9 protein-coding genes are annotated in these 19535 nt (G+C 63.5%); 2 read left to right on the top strand and 7 right to left on the bottom strand.

The features are described 5' to 3' along the window. Positions 1 to 8 precede the first annotated feature (8 nt). The 6 genes from AC3WQS_RS09615 to AC3WQS_RS09590 all read right to left on the bottom strand — a co-directional run bounded on the left by AC3WQS_RS09615 (position 9) and on the right by AC3WQS_RS09590 (position 16586). Complete coding sequence (locus tag AC3WQS_RS09615) at positions 9 to 12470, bottom strand: amino acid adenylation domain-containing protein (RefSeq protein WP_492712474.1); 12462 nt, start codon at positions 12468 to 12470, stop codon at positions 9 to 11. Positions 12471 to 12677: 207 nt separating this feature from the next. After that, entirely contained in the window at positions 12678 to 13130 is a 453-nt protein-coding gene (locus AC3WQS_RS09610) for a flavodoxin family protein (RefSeq protein ID WP_019748153.1), read from the bottom strand. Between the two features lie 47 nt (positions 13131 to 13177). Next, positions 13178 to 13825 (bottom strand): isochorismatase family protein, encoded by a 648-nt coding sequence (locus AC3WQS_RS09605; protein WP_046378453.1) that lies wholly within the window; start codon positions 13823 to 13825, stop codon positions 13178 to 13180. A gap of 36 nt (positions 13826 to 13861) precedes the next feature. Then, complete coding sequence (locus tag AC3WQS_RS09600; protein WP_492712475.1) at positions 13862 to 15526, bottom strand: (2,3-dihydroxybenzoyl)adenylate synthase; 1665 nt, start codon at positions 15524 to 15526, stop codon at positions 13862 to 13864. Between the two features lie 41 nt (positions 15527 to 15567). After that, positions 15568 to 16368 carry a 2,3-dihydro-2,3-dihydroxybenzoate dehydrogenase gene (locus AC3WQS_RS09595; protein WP_492712476.1) on the bottom strand — a complete coding sequence of 267 codons (801 nt, stop codon included), beginning with the start codon at positions 16366 to 16368 and terminating at the stop codon, positions 15568 to 15570. Beyond that, positions 16356 to 16586: a phosphopantetheine-binding protein gene (locus tag AC3WQS_RS09590; RefSeq protein ID WP_003942230.1), complete on the bottom strand. Its 231-nt coding sequence runs from the start codon at positions 16584 to 16586 to the stop codon at positions 16356 to 16358. The genes AC3WQS_RS09595 and AC3WQS_RS09590 overlap by 13 nt, the downstream gene beginning before the upstream one ends. Positions 16587 to 16787: 201 nt before the next feature. Here AC3WQS_RS09590 and AC3WQS_RS09585 point away from each other — a divergent pair, with 201 nt between their 5' ends. After that, the gene (locus AC3WQS_RS09585) at positions 16788 to 17945 is read left to right on the top strand and encodes an isochorismate synthase (protein ID WP_080945662.1); all 1158 of its coding nucleotides are present in this window, start codon (positions 16788 to 16790) and stop codon (positions 17943 to 17945) included. Between the two features lie 7 nt (positions 17946 to 17952). On the opposite strand, the gene AC3WQS_RS09580 is transcribed toward AC3WQS_RS09585, so the two are convergent. Then, positions 17953 to 18351, bottom strand: a complete 399-nt coding sequence (locus AC3WQS_RS09580; protein WP_020907486.1) for a DUF1801 domain-containing protein — start codon at positions 18349 to 18351, stop codon at positions 17953 to 17955. Between the two features lie 202 nt (positions 18352 to 18553). Between AC3WQS_RS09580 and AC3WQS_RS09575 the strand changes: the two genes are divergently transcribed. Then, complete coding sequence (locus AC3WQS_RS09575) at positions 18554 to 19501, top strand: hypothetical protein (RefSeq protein ID WP_492712508.1); 948 nt, start codon at positions 18554 to 18556, stop codon at positions 19499 to 19501. Positions 19502 to 19535: the final 34 nt, after the last annotated feature.

The raw sequence follows: 19535 nt of genomic DNA, 5'->3' as shown, positions 1-19535 counted from the left end.
TTTTCAAACTATGTGGCCGTGCGTTTCGACAAATGGCTGTCGAGCAGCGGGGCAATTGCCGCCCACCCGGCTGGGGTCACCAATCCGGCGTGGTCGTACGGCAGATGGTGTACTGCCATGTCCCGGTCCCCGCGGACTCTGCGCCAGCGATCGGCCAGCAGCTGTCCGGACGCCTCGGCGTCGGCGGTGATCAGAGTAACCGGTCCGTCGTAGGTTGTGTCAGTCGAGCGGGCCACGAGCAAACGAGTGGCATCAAAACCCGCCCGAACATCCTCGACCAGTCCCGTTGCCTGAGTGAGGATCTCGGGTGGCAGGGCGGCGGCCAGATCTCGGTCGTCGGCATCGTCGCGACCGCGATCGTCACGATCTCCCAGTGGATGAGTATCGATCAGACCGGCGAACTCCACCCTCTCGCCGATACCGACCAGCTGAGCCGCCATCGCGGCAACGACGTTGCCACCGAACGAGTAGCCGAGCAGGTGGTACGGCCCGCTCGGCTGAACGCCCCGAATCGTGTCGACGTACATCGCTGCCAGTTGGTCCACGTTCGTCGGTTCGAGTGGCTCACCGGCAACTGTGGGAAGTTGCAGGCCGAACAGTGGACGGTCAGCCTCGAGGACACCGATCAAAGGTGCAAAGGGCCAAGCGAATCCACCGGCCGGATGCACGCAGAACAGTGGTTCTTCGCTGCCTTCGGCTCGGAGTGTCAGAAGGCGATCGCGACTTAAATCGATTTCGGACGCCGACTCGCCAAGGTGTGCTGCAAGTTCTGCAACTGTCGGACGGGCCATCAGCGTTCCCACACCGACGCTCACCGACAGGTCGTGCTCCATCTCCCCCACCAGTCGCATGGCTCGAAGCGAGTCGCCGCCGAGATCGAAGAAGCTCTCGTCGGGATCGACGGCCTCGACGCCGAGTACCCGCGCAAAGACCTGGCACAGTTGCCTTTCCATCTCGGTTCGCGGTGCTCGGGCCGCTGCTCGGGCGGGGGGTGTCGGCAACGCACCGCGGTCCAGTTTTCCGTTGGGCGTCAGCGGAATCGAATCCACGACGACGATGTCCGACGGAACCAGGTGTGCCGGTACGCGTTCCCGCAACGCAGCTCGCAGATCGGTTGAATCAGCGCCGGGTTCTTCGATGACGTACCCGACCAGTCGCGGCGGCCCACCGCCTTCGCTACGGACTGACGCTGCCGCTCTCAACACTCCCGGCAACGACGCCAGCGCGGATTCCACTTCACCCAATTCGATCCGAATGCCTCGGATCTTGACCTGATGGTCTGCGCGACCCAGATATTCGAGTTCGCCGTCGCGGCGACGCAGAACGACGTCACCCGTGCGGTACATGCGGTGACCGACCGAGTAGGGATCAGCGACGAATACGGAAGATGTCAGCGCGGTCCGGTGAAGGTAACCCATCGCCGTTCCGTCACCGGACATGTACAGCTCGCCCGCCGCTCCGATCGGAACCTCCCGCAGCCCCGAATCGAGTACCCGCGCGGACGCGTTCAGAATCGGACGACCCAAGCACGGTGTCTCGCTCCCCTGAACCGGGGATCCCATCGCGTTGATCGTGAACTCCGTCGGCCCGTAAAGGTCGTACCCGTCGACACCGTCCTGATCGCGCAATCGCGACCACAGTTCGGCAGGTACAGCTTCTCCTCCGAGCATCACCAACACAGGCGTCCGCTCCCCGTCGAGGAGACCGGCGGCCATCAGTTCCCGTGCATACGAGGGGGTTACATTCACGACGTCGATACCGACTTCGCGGTAATGCTTCACCAGAGACGCGGGGTCCAGTCGCGCCTGCTCGTCGATCACGTGAACTTCATGCCCCGCGAGCAACCAGAACAGTTCCTCCCACGACATGTCGAACGAGAACGAGACTGTGTGCGCGATGCGCAAACGTCGGCCACCCACACTGTTTTCGGTCGGAGTGAAGATCTCGGCCTTGTGATTGTGATACATCGTCGTCAACCCGCGGTGACCCACCACGACGCCCTTGGGTTTTCCGGTACTGCCCGAGGTGTAGATGACGTAGGCAGGCTGGTCCGGTGAGGTCGGCCCGCACACCGCGGCCTCGTCGACTACAGGTGCCGGGGACTGCCCGTCGAGTACCCCGGTTACGTCCGGGTCGTCGAGGACCAGACATACCTGTCCGTCCGGAACAACAAGGTCACGCGTCTGAGTCGTGGTGATCACCAGCGCCGCATCGCTGTCGAGGATCAGTTCGCGCAGGCGTGCAGGCGGGTGAGCCAGATCCAAGGGAAGGTATGCCGCTCCGGTTCTCATGACCGCGAAGATCGCTACGACGTGATCGGCGGTACGCGGAAGTGCGAGCGCCACAACACGGGTCGATCCCGCGCCTGGCACCGACTGCCCCAGCGCCGAAGCGAGTATCCGTGCCAGCCTGTCCACTCGAGTGTTCATCTCGGCTGCGCTCAGTGTGACGTCTCCGAAGACCAGCGCCGTCTCGTCCGGAGTTGCCGCTGCCCTTTCGCGGAGCAAGGCGTCCACGCTACCGCCGGCCTGGTCCGGCCGCGGCATCACAATGTGCTCCGAAACGAATTCCGCGGGGGTGCGCGAAAGCGGAACCGCCGTGTCCGCCACCGTGGCGGTATCGGAATTCGCCATCACTTCGAGGATCGTGATGGTGCGTGAAAGAACGTCCCGAGCCACGTCGTGGGGAATCAGGTCGGGACGATTTTCGAGAGTGAGCGCCATCGGCGCATCCCCGGCACCCGGATCCACGTCGAGCGTGAGCGCATAGTGGGTGCCGTCCACTGCGTCGAACCCGACGATTCCACTGCGCCCGAACGTGTCTCGACGTGCCTGTTCGTCACGAGGCGTGTTGCGGAAGACGTATAACGTGTCGAACAGTGTTGCGAACCCAGCGCTTCGCTGCACGTCGCCGAGCCCGAGATGGTGATGCCCCAGCAGCGAACCCTGTTCACGGAACAGGCGTCCGAGCAACGCCGAGATCTCCTCGCCTGGCCGGACCCGGACACGCACGGGAATGGTGTTGAGCGCCAAGCCCACCATGCGGTCGGCGCCCTCGACCTCGGGTGAACGTCCCGAAACCGTCGATCCGAAGACCACGTCGTCACGCCCCGTCACGGCGCGCAATGCCAGGCCCCACGCCGCAGAAACGACGGTGGACAGCGTCACTCCGCTACGTCTGGCCAGCTCGCGAACGTGCTCGGTGATGCTCTGTTCGAGCTGAACCCGGGTGAACACCGGCAACGGAGCACGTCCGCCTGATCCCGTACCACCCACGAGTGTGGGTTGCTCGAGATCCGCGAGGTAGTCCTTCCAGGACGAGAGGGCGTCCGTGCGATCCGCTTCGGCGATCCATCGCAGGTGATCACGGAAGTCCGCAGGCTTGTCGAGCGCGCCGTCGAGTCCAACCGGGTCCGTGCCGTGAGTGCGAGCAAACTCGTAGAGCGCAAACAACTCCGCGTACATCAAGGTCTGCGACCAACCGTCGGTCAGCAGGTGGTGCTGAGTGAAGACGAGATGCGCTCCCCCACCCGGTAACCAGACCAGCACCATTCGAATGAGTGGTGGTGCACTCAAGTCGAAGAGCGTGCCGAATTCGGCCTCGTCGACGGCGCGAACCTCGCGATCGATGTCCTCGGTCGCAACTGCGCTCAGATCGATCTCGCGGAAAGGCATTTCGGCTGCCCTGGGCACGAACTGCACCGGAGCGTCGAAACCGGCGTGTGTGAAGCCGGCCCGCAGGTTCGGATAGCGCCGCAAGAGCGCATCCCCCGCTGCTCGGAGTGAGCGAACATCGACGGCAGCATCGGCGGAGAACTCGAATCGCGGCTGCATGTGATAGACATCCGTACCGCCGGCGCCGTCGAGAACCGACTGGAAGTACATGCCTTCCTGCAAGGGACCGAGTGGCAGCACGTCCTGCCAGCCCGGGCTCAGCGACTCGAGCCGTGCCCGACGATCCGCATCGACGGCTACGAGTGGGCTCGGCACACGATCCGGCGCGGTGTCGGGCAATGCCTTTCGGTCCACCTTGCCGTTGAGGGTGAGCGGGAGTGCTTCGAGCACCGTGATGCTCTGCGGCACCATGTGCTCGGGGAGCAGCCGCGCAATCTCCTTGCGCACCAGAACCGAATCGAGCGTGGTTCCACCTTCGGGAACCACATATCCGTGCAGACTTCCGGTGCCCGCCGCATCGACACGGACGGTGGCTGCCGCGCGGAACACACCGGCCACCGATCCGAGCGCGCCTTCGACCTCGCCGAGCTCGATGCGGAAACCGCGAACCTTCACCTGATCGTCCGCACGACGAAGGAACTGCAAAACCCCTCGCCTGCGTCGGACCAGATCACCGGTGCGGTAGAGGCGTGCCCCCGGCAGAGAAGGATCGGCAACGAACCGAGCTACGGTCAGATCGGGGCGATTCAGGTATCCGCGGACCACCTGCGCACCGCCCAGATACAGCTCGCCCGCAACGCCTTCCGGAACCTCACGCAGGTCGTCGTCGAGGATTCGCACGTGCACGTCGGTCCAGGGCTGACCGATCGTGACTCGGTCGCCGGTCGTGATGACCGAAGATGTCGCCCACACCGTGGCCTCGGTGGGTCCGTAGACATTCCGGACCGAAGCAGCGTTGGCCACCAGATCGTCAGCCAGATCCTGCGGGAGGGCTTCCCCTCCCACCAGGGCTCGCACCATGGCGAGCCCGACTGCGTTCTCGTGTTCGGTGACCACTCGCCACAGCGCCGGCGTTGCCTGCATCACTGTCGCATCGCTTGCGATGATCAACGCCGACAACGCATCCGGATCGCGAACCGTCCTGCGGTCTGCGATCACGACAGTCGCGCCCGCTGCGAGCGGGCACAGCAACTCGAGTGCGGCGATGTCGAACGACACCGTTGTCACCGCGACGATGCGATCGCCCGGCCTGATCCAGCAATCCTCGAGTACCGTGTCCGCGAAGGCCGCGAGGTTGCCCGTCGAGACCATCACGCCCTTGGGGCGACCCGTCGAACCGGAGGTGTGGATCATGTAGGCGAGGTGATCACCCGCCGCGGGCGGTGAAGGAAGCACAACACCCGAGTTGGTGACCTCACCGTCCACGAAGACACTCGTGGCGACCGTCGACGGAAGTTGCCCGGCGCTGTCGATACTGGTCAGGACACACACCGGAGCCGCGTCCTCGATCATGAACTCGAGCCGCTCACTCGGGTAGTCGACGTCGAGTGGCAGGTACGCCGCACCAATACGCAGTACCGCGAGCAGTCCGGCCACCAGATCCGCATCTCGATCGAGCGCGACGGCGACTACCTTCTCGGGTCCGGCGCCGGCCGCGAGAAGTTCGCGGGCCAGCTCGTCGACGCGCGCCGACAGTTCCCCGTAGGTAATTCCGACCTCACCGGAGACCACCGCGACGTCGTCGGGGTGACGGCTGACGTGTCGAGCGAACAACTGCGAGATCCCCGACGGCGGCGTCGCGCGTCGGCCCGGATCGCGATCCGACTTGTTTTCCGACAATCGCAGATCCGCGACGACAGTGCTGTTTTCGTGACCGAGGACCGCGATCACACCGTCGAGCAATGCGTCCGCAGTCGCGGCGTCGAACAGCCCGGCATCAACCGTCAATCGAAGTTCTGTTGCGGTTCGGACGAATTCGAGGTCGACGCTATTTCCGGGCGAGTGACCGACACGGGCAGCGAACAGACTACTCGTCGGACGCCCGAGTAGATCGGCGATTCGGTCGAGGCTGACTTCGGAATGCGCAAGTGACTCAGAGACAGCGTTTTCGACTCGTCGAACGACATCGGCAATTCTCGGCCGACCGGACAGATCGACCCGAATCAGGCTGTCAGTCCCTTCCGAGAAGAGTCCGACCGCAAGGTCCCGACCGCCACCGAAGCCGTTCAGCGTCGCCGCCACTGCGGCCAACAGCACCGCGTCGAATCCTGATCCGTCACCGAACCGAGCATCGCGTAGCTGACGAACGTAGGTGTGCGGGCGGTACTCTTCGCCGCGCGGGCGATCGTAGGGAAGGTCCGTTTCGAGGGGCAAGCCCGCGAGCGTGCGAACCCAATACCGCTCGTGATCAGGATTTCCCGCCACTGCCGGGGCGCGGAACGTCGCCACGGTCACAGCGGGTCGATCGACGACAGCAACCGAATCCGGCGAGAACTTCTTCTGATCGACGCGTGCGGCCATTGCAAGACCGAGGGGGGTCGGGGTGTCGAAGACATCGGAGACGACGACGCGTATTCCCAGCTTCCGCAGACTTCCCACCAACCGCATCGCTGTGAGCGAGTGACCGCCGAGAGTGAAGAAATTGTCACCCGGATCGACGTCGGGAATCTCCAACACCGTTGCGACACAGGCGCACACTGCATCGACGACCGCTGGATCGACATCGATCGCTTGATCAGACGCGGCCGCCTTTTTCGTGACAGCCACCATTTTTGTGACAGCCACCGCATCGGCAACGCGGCGGGTCTGTCGGACAACCGAGAGCACCGCGGATGCGGGGGCTGTCGGCTCGGTCAGCAACCCACGCAGGATCTCCGCGAGCCGTGTGACCATTCGCTGCGCCGTGGCTTCGGAGACAACTGCCGGATCGTGGTACAGGACCAGATCCAGACCGGTGCTCGGCGGCGCCATCAACGTCATCGGATAGTGCGTGACTCCGCGGTTGGTGAATCCCTCGACTCGAAGTGTGTGCGATGCAGGCTGTCCCGCACCGGAGTTCGGGAAGTTCTCGAACACCAGGAGCGTGTCGAACAGTTGACCGATCCCGGCGATGCGTTCGATCTCGGCCAAACTGGTGTGCTCGACGTCCACGATGTCGAACTGCGCGTTCTGCAGACCGACGAACTGATCCAGCAAGGGCTGATCCGCGACGATGTCGAGGCGGGCCGGAATCGTGTTGCTGAACAACCCGACCATTCCCTCCACCCCGGAGAGTTCGGCAGGTCGGCCGGACACCGTGGCCCCGAACACGACGTCCCACTGTCCCGTCGCTTCGGCGAGCGCCGCTGCCCACGCACCCTGAACCAGGGTGTTGACCGTCAGCGCTCGCGCACGACCGAGTTCGATCAGCGCTTCGGCGTCCGATGTCGCGAGAGGAACCTCGAGCGCGACGGGCACACTTCGCGGCGCCCCTGCGTCGGCAACGAGAGTCGGCGCGGTGAGCCCACGCAGACGCTCACTCCACACTGCGCGGGCAGAGTCCTGATCACGGCCGGCGATCCATGCCAAGTAGTCGCGATACGGCGTCGGCGCAGGAAGGTGCGCATCGCCGTCGTGGTAGACGTTCATCAGCTCGCGCAGGACGATCGGAGTCGACCACCCGTCGGTGAGCAGGTGATGCGCATTGAGGACCAAACGGTGCACCCCGCCGGGCAGCCGAATCAGCAGCGCACGCAGCAGAGGCGGTGTACTGACATCGAAGACGTAATCGGCGGCCTCGTCCTCGAGCTGATCTGCAGAGCGGAATGCAGTGTCAGCTGGAACGGAGGTCAGGTCGACCGAACGCCACTCGACTTTTGCACCGCGCGGAATGATCTGAACGGGCCGTTCGAACTGCTCGTAGTGGAAAGCTGCGCGTAGGTTCGGGTGCCTGTCGATCACGGTCTCGAACGCGTCGGCCAACTTCACCTCGTCCAACGGGCCGGAGAGGTCGAAGCGTGCAGTAAGTGTGTAGACGTCTGCTTCGCCGTCACGGACCGCGTGGAACAGGAGGCCTTCTTGTAGCGGCGAGAGCGGAAGTACATCGGCAAGCGGTCCGTGGACGGCTTCGAGTTCGTTGATCCCGGCTTGATCGACCACCGCGCCCTGGCCGAAGATCGTCGCCGAGCAATCGGAAGGCGTCAAACCACCCTCGAAGAGCGCGGCATGCGCGGTCAGTGCAGCGAGCGCACGTTCCCAATGCTCTTGCAGCTCGACGATCGTCGCGGCGTCGAGCACTGAACCCGCCGCAGTCCATTCGACTGCCAGCATCGTCGAGTCGTCCTCTCGGACAAATGCGTTGAGCGCCAGCACTTCCGACATTGCCTTGCTCGCCGGTTCGATGACCGCGAATGGATCCTGCTCCGGCAATCGCCATCCGGTTCCGGGTAGGGACGGGAAGCGGCCGAGATAGTTGAGCAGCAGTTCGGGTGTAGAGCACGCGGAAAGGTCAGGTGCGGTGTCGCGATCCAGATGCCGCAGAACTCCGTAGCCGACTCCACCTCCGGGTACGGCGCGTTTTGCTTCCTTCACCGCACGAAGCAGATGCCCGGCAGCTGCTCCGCCGCTCAGTGCGTCGGCAAGATCGTCTGCGGTGAGCAGTGCATCGGTGGGAACCCGGACGGGGAACTCACTGGTGAACCACCCGATGGTTCCGGCGAAGTCGGTGTCGCTGGTGAGCGCGTCGCGGCCATGGCCTTCGACGGTGACTGTCTGCGCGGGCAGGCCGATGAGGCCGCGGCCGTGCTGCCATGAGCGCAAGGCAAGCATCAAACCCGCGAGAAGCACTTCGTCGGCCTTGGCTCGATACGCCGTCGGAAGCGTGGTCAACAGCGCGTCGGTGACAGCCGGGGGTGCAACAGTTGTCGTGCGAGAGGCGGTTGCGGTGAGGTCGACTTTCGGGTCGAGACGACGACTGCCGATCGGCTCGTCGTCCGCCTGTACCGACGCGGACTTCCAGTACTCGAGCTCCGATGCCATGCTGCCCGAGGTCCCGAATTCTGCGAGCAACCCCGCGTATCGGCGCCACGAACTTCCGCCAGCACCCAGCCGGGCCGACCTACGCTCGCGCGCTGCATCGGTAGCTTCGTGGAGGTCTGGAAGCAGAATTCGCCAGGACACACCGTCGACGATCAAATGGTGAGCCACGACGATCAATTGGTCGGGTCGACCGGCCTCGGTATTGACCAGTACGACTCGCAGGAGTTCACCGGCGCGTGGGTCGAGACTCGCCGCCGACGCCTCCGCGAGCTCTCTGATCCGGGACGGCTCGGAGGTGTCGGACACCTCGTGAACGAGCCCCTCGCTGCGCACCGCGCCGACGTCTCGGACGATCAATTCGGTAGTGCCGCTGTCATTGTCACGGCGCAGGAGCAGACGTAGAGCGTCATGGTGATCGAGGATCGTCTGCACGCCGGACTGCAGGTCGCCCAGCGAGAGGCCGTCGTCGATGCGCACTGCGGTCCACTGCGTGTAGCCCGCAATTGCCTCGTCTGTCGGATTCTTGTCGATCAGTGCCCGAACGATCGGCGGAGCGATCACGGTGCCGGTCGCCACGTCCGCAACCGAGGCTACGGCGTCGGCGTCATCGGCAATCTCACGCGCCGCAGCGGCGATGGTTCCCAGATCTCGCTGTGCCAGTAGCTCTTTCGGAGCGACGACCAGTCCGCGCACCCGCAGGCGACTGCTGACACTGATTGCCGTGATGCTGTCACCACCGAGGCCGAAGAAATCCTCGTCCACACCGACGCGCTCGCGGCCTAGCACCTCGGCCACCACGTCACAGAGGATTTCCTCGTGTGGTGTGGATGCAGCGCGACCTTCCGATTCGGTGGCCGGGGCTGGTAGTGCCGCACGATCGAGCTTTCCGTTCACCGTGACGGGTAGTTCGTCCAGAACGACGATTGCGGCGGGAACCAGATGATCCGGTACGCGACCGGCGAGGTCTCGGCGCAATTCTTCCTGCGGCGGAAGCGTCGTACCGGCGGCGGCTACAACGTAGCCGACCAGGCTGGGCCGTCCTCCATCCGTACGGATCAGCGCGGCGGCCGCGCCGATTCCGGGCACCGATCCGAGAACAGCCTCGACCTCGCTCAACTCGACGCGATGTCCGCGGATCTTCACCTGCTTGTCGCTACGACCGATGAAGTCGTATCCCCGCCCGGGTACCCAGCGCGCGACGTCCCCGGCGCGGTACATCAAATCTCCCGGAGCCCCGAAGGGATCTGCGACAAAACGCTCGGAGGTCGCGCCGGCGCGACCGAGGTATCCCCTGGCCAATTGCGGTCCGGCCAGATAGAGCTCACCTCGTTCACCGTCGGCGACTGGCGCGAGCGCGCTGTCGAGCAGGTACGCACGGGTTCCCGCGAGCGGGTACCCGATACGCGGTCCGGCACCTTCGACCGTGGTCGCGATCGCGTCGACCGTCGTTTCGGTGGGGCCGTACAGGTTTCGAGCGGGAACACCGGATTCGATGATCGCGTCCCACAGTGCGGGCGGTGCCGCCTCGCCGCCCACGACGAGGAGCTGCAACCGCTGCGTACGCAGCAATCCGTTGTCCACCATCGCTGCCGCCATCGACGGCGTCGTGTCGACCACGTCGACGCAATCTCGCTCGAACGCCGCGACCAGGGCAACGGCGTCCTTCTGCAGTTCTTCGTCGTATACGTGCACCCGATGACCACACAGCAGCCACAGCAGTTGATCGAGAGACGCGTCGAAGGCGAACGACGCCGTATGCGCGGTGTGCAGTTGGCGGTTTCCGACGCGCTCGGCGGTGTCCCGGTAGATGGTGGCGCGGTGGTGGTGAAGCAGGTGCGCCAATCCACCGCTTCTGACCAGCACTCCCTTGGGCTTGCCTGTCGATCCCGAGGTGTAGATGACGTACGCCAGGTGATCGCCATGCCGCGCCGTCGCCAGTTCACCGAGTTCGAGTGGAAACTCGGAATGGGCACGGAGTTCTTCGCGCACTTCGTCGGAATCGAGTACGAGCGGGTCGGGTCGAGAATCTCCGACGAGTTGCTCGGCCAGCGCGGAAGTGGTGAGCACCACCTTCGGTTGCGCGTCGTCGATCAGATCCCGCAACCGCTCGGCCGGGTGCTGCGGATCCAGGGCCACGTACGCTGCGCCCGCGTTCAGTGTCGCGAGCAGAGCCACCACCATCTCGGAGGTACGCGGAAGTGCAAGTCCGACAATGTCGTCCGGGCCGACATTGCGAGCCCGAAGCAACCGGGCGAGTTTGTGGACGCGGCCACCGAGTTCTGCGCCTGTCAGACGTTCCTCACCGCACACCAGGACCGTGTCATCCGCATGATCGGCGACGATGCGGTCGAAGACGTCCGGGACGAGGGCGACGGAGCCAGGCACAGGTTCAATCTCGCGGCGGGTGAGAATCCGCGCAGCTTCGGGTGCCGGCATCATCTGCACCTGTCCGACGGCAGGATCTCCCTCCCCCACCATCGCGTTGACGATGCTCACCAAACCAGCGAGGCGACGCTGAACCGAATCCCGAGTGTTGGTGCGCGCGTCCACTTCGAACCCGAGGAGAACTTCGCCGTCCGCGATGGGGGTGACCGTCAAACCCAGGTCCTCGGGCGGACCTCCGGCAACGTTACGTAGTACACCCACAGCGCCGGCGAAATCGAGGGCGAAGTCGAAAGCCTTGAGATTGATTCCGATCCCGTGAAGCAGTGCGCCGGTGCCGGCGACGCCCAGGTCCCGAGCAAGATTCTCACCGCGGTAGCGCTGGTGTGCGCGCAGGCTTTTCATCGTGGCGGCCACCTGCTTGCTCAGGTCACCGAGTCGATCGTGGCTGCGAATCGTCAACCGGAGAGGCAGAACGTTGACTGCCATGGCCGGGGTCTTGAGTGCCGTGCGCCCCACGCGTGCCATGAGTGGCATCGCGATGACAACATCCGTCTCGCCGAGCAACCGGTGGAGAAACGCGCCGTAGCAGGCGATCAGTGCCTCGGCCCACGTTGTTCCCGTCGCGTCTGCCACCTCTTTGAGGCGGCCGAGGGCGTCGGCACTGATGACCTCGCGAACCTGGATCGTTCGTTCCGCTGGACCGGTGACCTGCTGGCCCCGTCCGTCCAACGCGGGCAAAGGCGTCAGGACATCACGCCAGTAGTCACGATCTTCGACGAACTGGTTGCCCGCCCGGTACGCCTCGTCCTCGGCGACCAACGCACTCATCGAACCGAATCGCGTTGGTGCGACGTCGGTTCCCTTCTTCGCCGCCGTGTAGTGCGCGGCGACACGACGCGAAATCATGGCTGCGCTGTATCCGTCGACGATCAAGTGGTGATAGAGCTGGATGCACCAGATCTCGCGATCGGACAGCCTGATCAGCGAGTACGTGTAAAGCGGGCGCTCCACCATCAGGCGGCAGTACTCGGACGCCCGGCTGCGCTCGGCGTCGACCAATGCGTGCGCCACGGCTACGGGATCGCGCTCGTCACGGACGTCGGTGATCGGGATGACACCAACCGGCTCGTCGGAGATGTACTGACGCGGGCCGTCCGCCGTCTCGATCATCCGCAGCCGCATGGTTTCGGCTTCGCCGATCGTCGCCCTGATGGCGGCCGTCAGAACTTCGGTGTCGATCGGTTCGTCGCCCGAGATTTCGAGCACCTCACCGACGAGATAGCTCCGAGATTCGGGATCAAGCCTCTGTGCGTTCCAAATCCCGAGTTGAGCTCCTGTGAGAGCAAACGTAGCTTCGTTTGCCGCTCCGGAGTTCGAACCTGGAAGAACGCTCACACTGATCCCCTCGTCTGTGGACACACGTCACCCAAGGGTGACCTAACGTCGTTTTGGGTAGCCTAAACTAAATGTCGATGAATCGGGGAATCCGCCTCGCCGGTGACCCGAGAACCGACGGCTCCCGACGCGTTCACCAGAGGACACGCGCTTCTACAACCGCTTGCGGGACAGTCTCTTTCGTGAACCGAAACGAGAAAGTGAAGGCTAGTCCATCAGCGTTGCTGCGACGGTTCCGCCCAGTTCATAACAACCATCGCGGACAGATTTGTCCACGCTCACAGTCACTTCGAGCGGATCCGCCACCGCGACCAACCCGAGCCCTGTCGCGAGTTTGCGCACCGACGACACGGCACCAGCAGTGTCGTTGTTGCCGTGAACCCACAGGCCGTACGGCCGATCCGACACCGCACCGAGGCATTGGTAGTACGTGGTGTCGAAGAAGTACTTGAGCGCGCCCGACATGTAACCGAAATTGGCGGTGGTACCGAAAAGATAGCCGTCAGCAGCGAGGACGTCGGGCACCGTCGCCGCCAACGCCGGCACCACCTTCACCTCGACGCCCTCGATCTCGGGATCGCGAGCCCCGGCCAGGACTGCATCCAACAATTCGTGGGTTGTCGGCGAGGGCGAGTGGTGAACCACCAACAAAGTCTTCACACACCTGACAATACGGCGACGGGTGGCGCACCCGTCGCCGTTCACGCCTACGCCGAAACCGTTTCCGCGCTCATCGCCTTGACCAGGTCATCGGTTCGGGTGACCGAGGCGCAGCGCCCGGCCGCGTACTCGAGGGCGCCGACATGCTCGCCCAGGGAGAAGTCGGCCACCGCGTCGCCCACGAAGAAGATCTGCACGTCTTGCATGAACCCGTCCAAAGCGGTAGTCAGGCAACCGATGTGGGCATAGATTCCGGTGATGATCAGCTGGTCACGCCCACTCTCGCGCAGCCGCTCACGCAGATCCGTTTTGATGAAGGCGCTGTAGCGCCATTTTGTGAGCATCACGTCGTCCGGATGCGGAGCCAACTCGGCGATCACGTCGGTGTGAGCGGGATCTGCCTTCAGTCCCGGTCCCCAGAAATCCGACAGCAACGCACGCTCCTCGGGATCCTGATCTCCGGGTTGCGCGGTGTAGACGATCGGGATTCCGACAGCTCGCGCCGACGAACGAAGCCGGTCGATGTTCGGAACCACGGTTTGGAGCGGGTCGACGCTTCGGTCGTACGCGTTCACGAAATATTCCTGCATGTCGTGCAGAAGCAGCACCGCTCGGGAAGGATCGAGAGTCCAGTCGACCCGATTCTGCGGAAACTCGGTGGGCATCTCGTATCGCACTGCTGTGGGTAGCGCCATGATGAATCTCCTCGAAAATGTGGGGGTGGGAACCGATCAACTCGACAGAGTCTGTGCGGCAATCGATTCGCTGAGAACACGGCGCAAGGCCGCCTTGCTGGTCTTTCCGACGCCGGTGACGGGGAACTCGGTCACGAACTCCACTCGATCCGGAACCTTGTACGCCGCAACGCCTCGGCCTCGTATGTATCGCTTGATCTCGCCGACGGTCGGTGCATCTCCGGAAATCACCAGAACGGCGCAGGTTCGCTCGCCCAGGTACTCGTCGGGAACAGCGACGACGGCCGCATCGTGGACAGCAGGATGCGAGAGCAGGTGGTTCTCGATCTCCTCGGCGGCCACCTTCTCGCCGCCGCGGTTGATCTGGTCCTTTGCGCGGCCCTCGACAATCAGGTGTCCCGTATCGGTGACGCTGACCAGATCGCCGGTGCGATAGAAACCTTCGGCGTCGAAGACCTCGACGTTGTGCGCATCCGCCCGGTAATAGCCACGGATCGTGTACGGCCCCCGAGTCAGTAAGTGCCCCGTGGTTCCGGGCTCGACGAGCGCGCCCTCGTCATCGACTACACGAACCTCGTCGTCCGGTGAAATGGGCCGGCCCTGCGTGCTGACTATCAAATCTTCCGTATCGTCGAGGCGGGTGTAGTTGACCAGACCCTCAGCCATGCTGAACACCTGCTGAAGGGTGCAGCCCAGCTCCGTGGGTACGCGTGCGGCAGCTTCGGCGCTGAACTTCGCTCCGCCGACGCCGAGAACCCGCAAGCTCGACAGGTCGTGATCTGCCTTGCTGGGGGCGGCCATCCAAGCCAATGCGATCGGTGGAACCAACGACGCGTGCGTGACTCGCTCTGATTCGATCAGACCGAAAGCTGTGGACGGCATGGTGTCCGGCGCCAGAACCACGGTGCCGCCCGCGTGGAAGACACCGAGAATGCCCGGCGAACTCATCGGAAAATTGTGCGCAGCAGGGAGAACCACCAACATGCGCGTCGAATCGTCGACGCCGCAGATCGGGTTGGATGCCCGCACCGAGTAGAGATAGTCGGCGTGCGTTCGCGGAATCAGCTTCGGAACACCGGTCGTGCCACCGGAAAGCTGAAGAAAGGCGACCGACAACGGATCGACGTCGGCAAGAACGGGAATCGCGTATCCGCGTAGCGAATCGAAACCGACAAACTCTTCGGGGTCGCCGGCCACGATCACAACAGGCGGAGTCTCGAGGCCTTCGTTCACCTCACGCGCCAGTGCGCGGTAGTCGAACCCGCCATGACGGTCGGCGACGATATAGGCAGCGACATCAGCGAACTGGCAGAAGTATCCGATTTCGGTTCGGCGATGCGCCGGCAACCCGAATACCGGCAGGGCGCCGAGCTTCAACACACCGAACAATGCTTCGACGTATTCCACGATGTTCGGTAGCTGCAGAAGCACACGGTCACCGGCGCGAACACCCAACCCGGACAGGCCTCCGGCCACTGCCGAGCTGCGACGATCGAGGTCGAAATACGTCAGCCGTGTTTGTGCCCCAGTGGCATCGCTGCCTACCACCGCTTCGTTGTCGGGATGCCGTGCGGCCGCGGCCGTGATGAATCCGGCCAGCGTCTCGTCAGTCCAGTAGCCTCGTTCCCGATAAAGCGTCACCACTTCGGGTGGATACTGTGCGACGGGCGCCAAGGGCTCGCGAGCGATCCTAGATGTCATGCAAGTGACTCCTCTTCGAAAGTACTGTCAGCAAATACATCTCACGCTTTGAGCGTCGCTCCGCCATCGACGTACAGCGCCTGCATGGTGATGTGGGCCGCCCGGTCGGACAGCAGGAAGTGCACCGAGTCCGCGATATCGTCTGCGGTGGCAAGTTTTCCGAGCGGAATGCCCAGGCGATAGCCCGCCAGATTGCCCTCGATGACCGCATCGGCACCCGAATCGTCGGAAGGGTCCGACCACAAAGACCGCTGCATCGCTGTGTCTGTGGAACCCGGAGCGACAACGTTGACGCGAATCCCGTCGACAGCCAACTCCAGGCCCGCGGTTCGAACCAACATGGTGGCAGCAGCTTTGGACGAACCGTAAGCACCCATCCCGATACGTGGGACACCGGCCGCGTTGGACGAGACCACCACGATCGACCCGGCCCGACGGCGACGCATTTCCAGTCCCACACTTTGCAGAACGTTGAGCAATCCGAAGACGTTGACGCCGAATATCTTCCGCCACTGGTCTGGATCGGAGTCCAGCACCGATCCGGTGTCGAGAATTCCGGCGACGTGCGCGAGCGCGTCGATCCGGCCGAACGTGTCCATCGTGGAGGCCACTGCAGCGTCGACTGCCTGCCGATCGGTCACGTCCACGACGTGACTCTCGATATCGGTGCCTTCGACGATTGTTTCTGCCAATTCCGCAGTTACCCGCCTCAATTCGACGTCGTCGCGATCGAGAAGCGCCAGCGAATACCCGTCGCGCGCAAGAGTCCGGGCCACTGCGGCGCCGATCCCCGCCGCCGCACCGGTGACTACGGCAATTCGGCGATCGCTCACTGCGGGCACAGCACCTGAACCCAGGCATTGATGGTCGGTTCTTCTGCCAACTCCGCGAAGTCGGCATCCGCGCCCGCTCCTCGCCAGCGTTCGACAAGCGTCATCAAGCGAACCGAGTCCAGGCCTTCGTCACCCAGGTCCGCGTCGTCGCCGAGTTGTTCTGCCCTCATCGACAGAACCTCGGCGACGTCGCGCACGATCTGGTCACGGTCCACGGTGTTGCTCATCGGTCTCCTCGAGTAGTGGTCGACGCGCTCAGATCGAGCCAACCCACCCCTCGTGTCGACCCCGTCCGCACGCCTTTACTTTAGGCCAGCCTAACCATAACGGTACGGAAGTACACAACCCGGATGCTCAGGACACAAATTCACCCAAACTAAGGCTAGCCTCAACATAGCAAGTAATCCTGTCGAACTGGAAGGGTGTCCATGTCAGCACTCGCCGAAGTCTCCGAATTCCCGTTGCGCAACAACCGGACTGACGATGAAACGGACTCCGTTTTCCTGCTCTCACGTAGGCAAACGTCGATCCGTACTTCGGGAGTAGTCGAAGAATTCGACTCGGCCTTCGACGCCGCTGAAGCCCTCAAAACGGGGCGCATCGACTCGGTCGTCGGAGCCCTGCCGTTCTCACCGGAGACGGCGTCCGCCCTCACCGCGCCACTGAGTTTCACACGAGTCCGCGGTGATCTATATCACTCGAACGTACCGACGCTACCCACTTCGCGGGTAGCCGGATTCGAACCCAGCGCGCAGATCCACACCGACAGAGTCCGCGGCGCCATCGAACGTCTTCGAGCAGGCGAACTCGACAAAGTTGTCCTCGCACGCTCCCTGACCATCGAGGCCGAGTCCACGATCTTTCCCGCCGCTCTGGCCGAGAAACTGATTGCACTCGATCACGCGCACAACGGTTTCTGCGTCGACTTGTCCCCCGCCGGAGGAAAGTACCGCGGGCGTTCGCTGGTCGGCTCGACGCCCGAGGTTCTGATCGAACGGCGAGGCGACGTCGTCACCTGCCACCCGTTGGCGGGCTCGATTGCACGGCACCCGAATTCGGATCAGGACGAGGCGAATGCCGAGCAACTTCGCGCGTCGACCAAAGATCTCGCCGAACACGCGTTTGTCGTCGACTCCATCAGCGCGATACTCGGACCACTGTGCACATCATTCAATGCACCCAGCGCACCGGAACTCCTTCGCACACCGCAACTGTGGCACCTCGGGACCAAGATCGAAGGTGTCCTGGCCGATCCGAGCCTGACCTCGCTCGAGCTGGCAATGGCGCTGCACCCGACCCCCGCCATCTGCGGAACACCGACGGGCGCCGCACGCGAGCACATCACCGCGACCGAAGGGGACCGCGGGTTCTACGCCGGTGCCGTGGGCTGGTGCGACCGAACCGGAGACGGCGAGTGGATGGTGGCTATTCGTTGCGCCGAGATTGCAGCAGACGGCCTCTCGGCGCGGGCGTACGCCGGCGGCGGAATCGTCGCTTCCTCCGATCCGGAAATCGAGCTGATAGAGACCAGTACGAAATTCCGCACGTTACTCAGTGCGTTCGACCTCGCTGAACATCAGCTCTGACCAGGCATCACTTCTTCGAGGTGTTCAGGGCAATCGCGGCGTGAACGAGTGCCTTGAACGCCTTTTCGTCGACGGCTTCACCTTCGTGAAAATCGATCGCCCGTCTCGTATTGCCCTCGAGGCTGGAGTTGAAGAGACCTGAGGCGTCGTCGAGTGATGCGCCTTTGGCAAAAGTCACCTTCACTGCACTCTTGTAAGTCTCACCGGTACAGATCATTCCGGCGTGGTACCACACGGGAACTCCTCGCCACTTCCATTCCTCCACCACATCCGGATCCACCTCTTTGATCAGAGTTCGTATCCGGGAGAGCATCTCGCCCCGCCAGTCTCCGAGTTCCTCGATTCGCTGGTCGATCAACTGAGACGGGGAATCTGCGCCTTGCTTTTCGGAATCACGCTTCGCCATCGCTTCGTCACTTCCTGCTCGTTGCCGCCGATCTCCGGTGAGTCGAGTATCCCCTCCTGCACCAACATTCACTCAGCGAACCACTGACGCATCACGACGTCTCGGCAAGCGCGATTTCTTGAAATTCGGACAAAGTGAGACGGACGTCCAGTATTCTCTGGGTACTAAGTCCCGATTCTTCGGCCCGGAGGACTGCATCGTGATGTGGAATCGCCCGCTCGCCCATTCAGTCGCTGCGGCTGCCGGATCGGTTCTTCTCGCCGCCGCAGTCGTCGGCGTTCACACTGTTCCGGCGGCGGCGCAACAGGCCCCGCGCGTCTTCGACGTACTGTGCACACCCACCGATGAAGGCCTTTCCGAGCTGTCCGGACTCACCGTCACCGCGGCCGGGATATACGCAATCGGCGACAGCGGCTCCGATGATCGAGTCGCCGAACTCGATTCGAACTGCCACGTTCAGCGCTGGATCAACGTGGGCACCCCTCGTGTCGATGTCGAGGATCTCTCGTCGACTCCCGACGGCCACCTGTGGCTGGCAGACATCGGCGACAACAACGCGGTACGAACGTCGATCGGGCTGATCGAACTCGATCCGACTTCAGGTGCCGCGACCTCCTACCCCCTGGTTTATCCGGACGGGGCGCACGATGCCGAGACACTGCTGATCCAGAGCAACGGGCTTCCCGTCATCGTCACCAAGGATTACCTGGGCGCAAGCGTGGTCTACACAACCGCTGAACGACAGCAGGTTCAGGATCTGAGTACGGCGTCGCCGACCATGTTGGCCAAGGTAGGTCAGCTCAGATTTACTCCCACCCTCACTTCCGGTGGACCGGTCCCCCATGCCGGAACGATGGCTGTCACCGGAGGCGCCGTGAGCAAAGACGGCACGGTGGTAGCGCTGCGCACCTACACCGATGTCTACCTCTACACAGCGCCCGACGGTGATGTCGCGAAAGCCTTGACCACCACGCCGATTCGTGTGCCCCTTCCCGACGAGCCACAAGGTGAAGCGATCGCGTTCGACGCGGCCGGTGATCTGATCAGTGGCTCCGAGGCATACCAAGGGCCGCTGCCTCCGCTCCGAATTCTTCGAGGCGCCAGTGACATCGCGCTCTCGGGCGGAACCGCAAGCTCACTCGGGTCGTAGTCGATTCACGTCTCGGGAAAGCGGACAGGCGCCG

It is taken from the genome of Rhodococcus sp. FW305-130 (genome assembly GCF_058788335.1).
The sequence above is the reverse complement of the archived record's forward strand: the minus strand, read 5'-3'. Positions and strand labels throughout refer to the sequence as shown.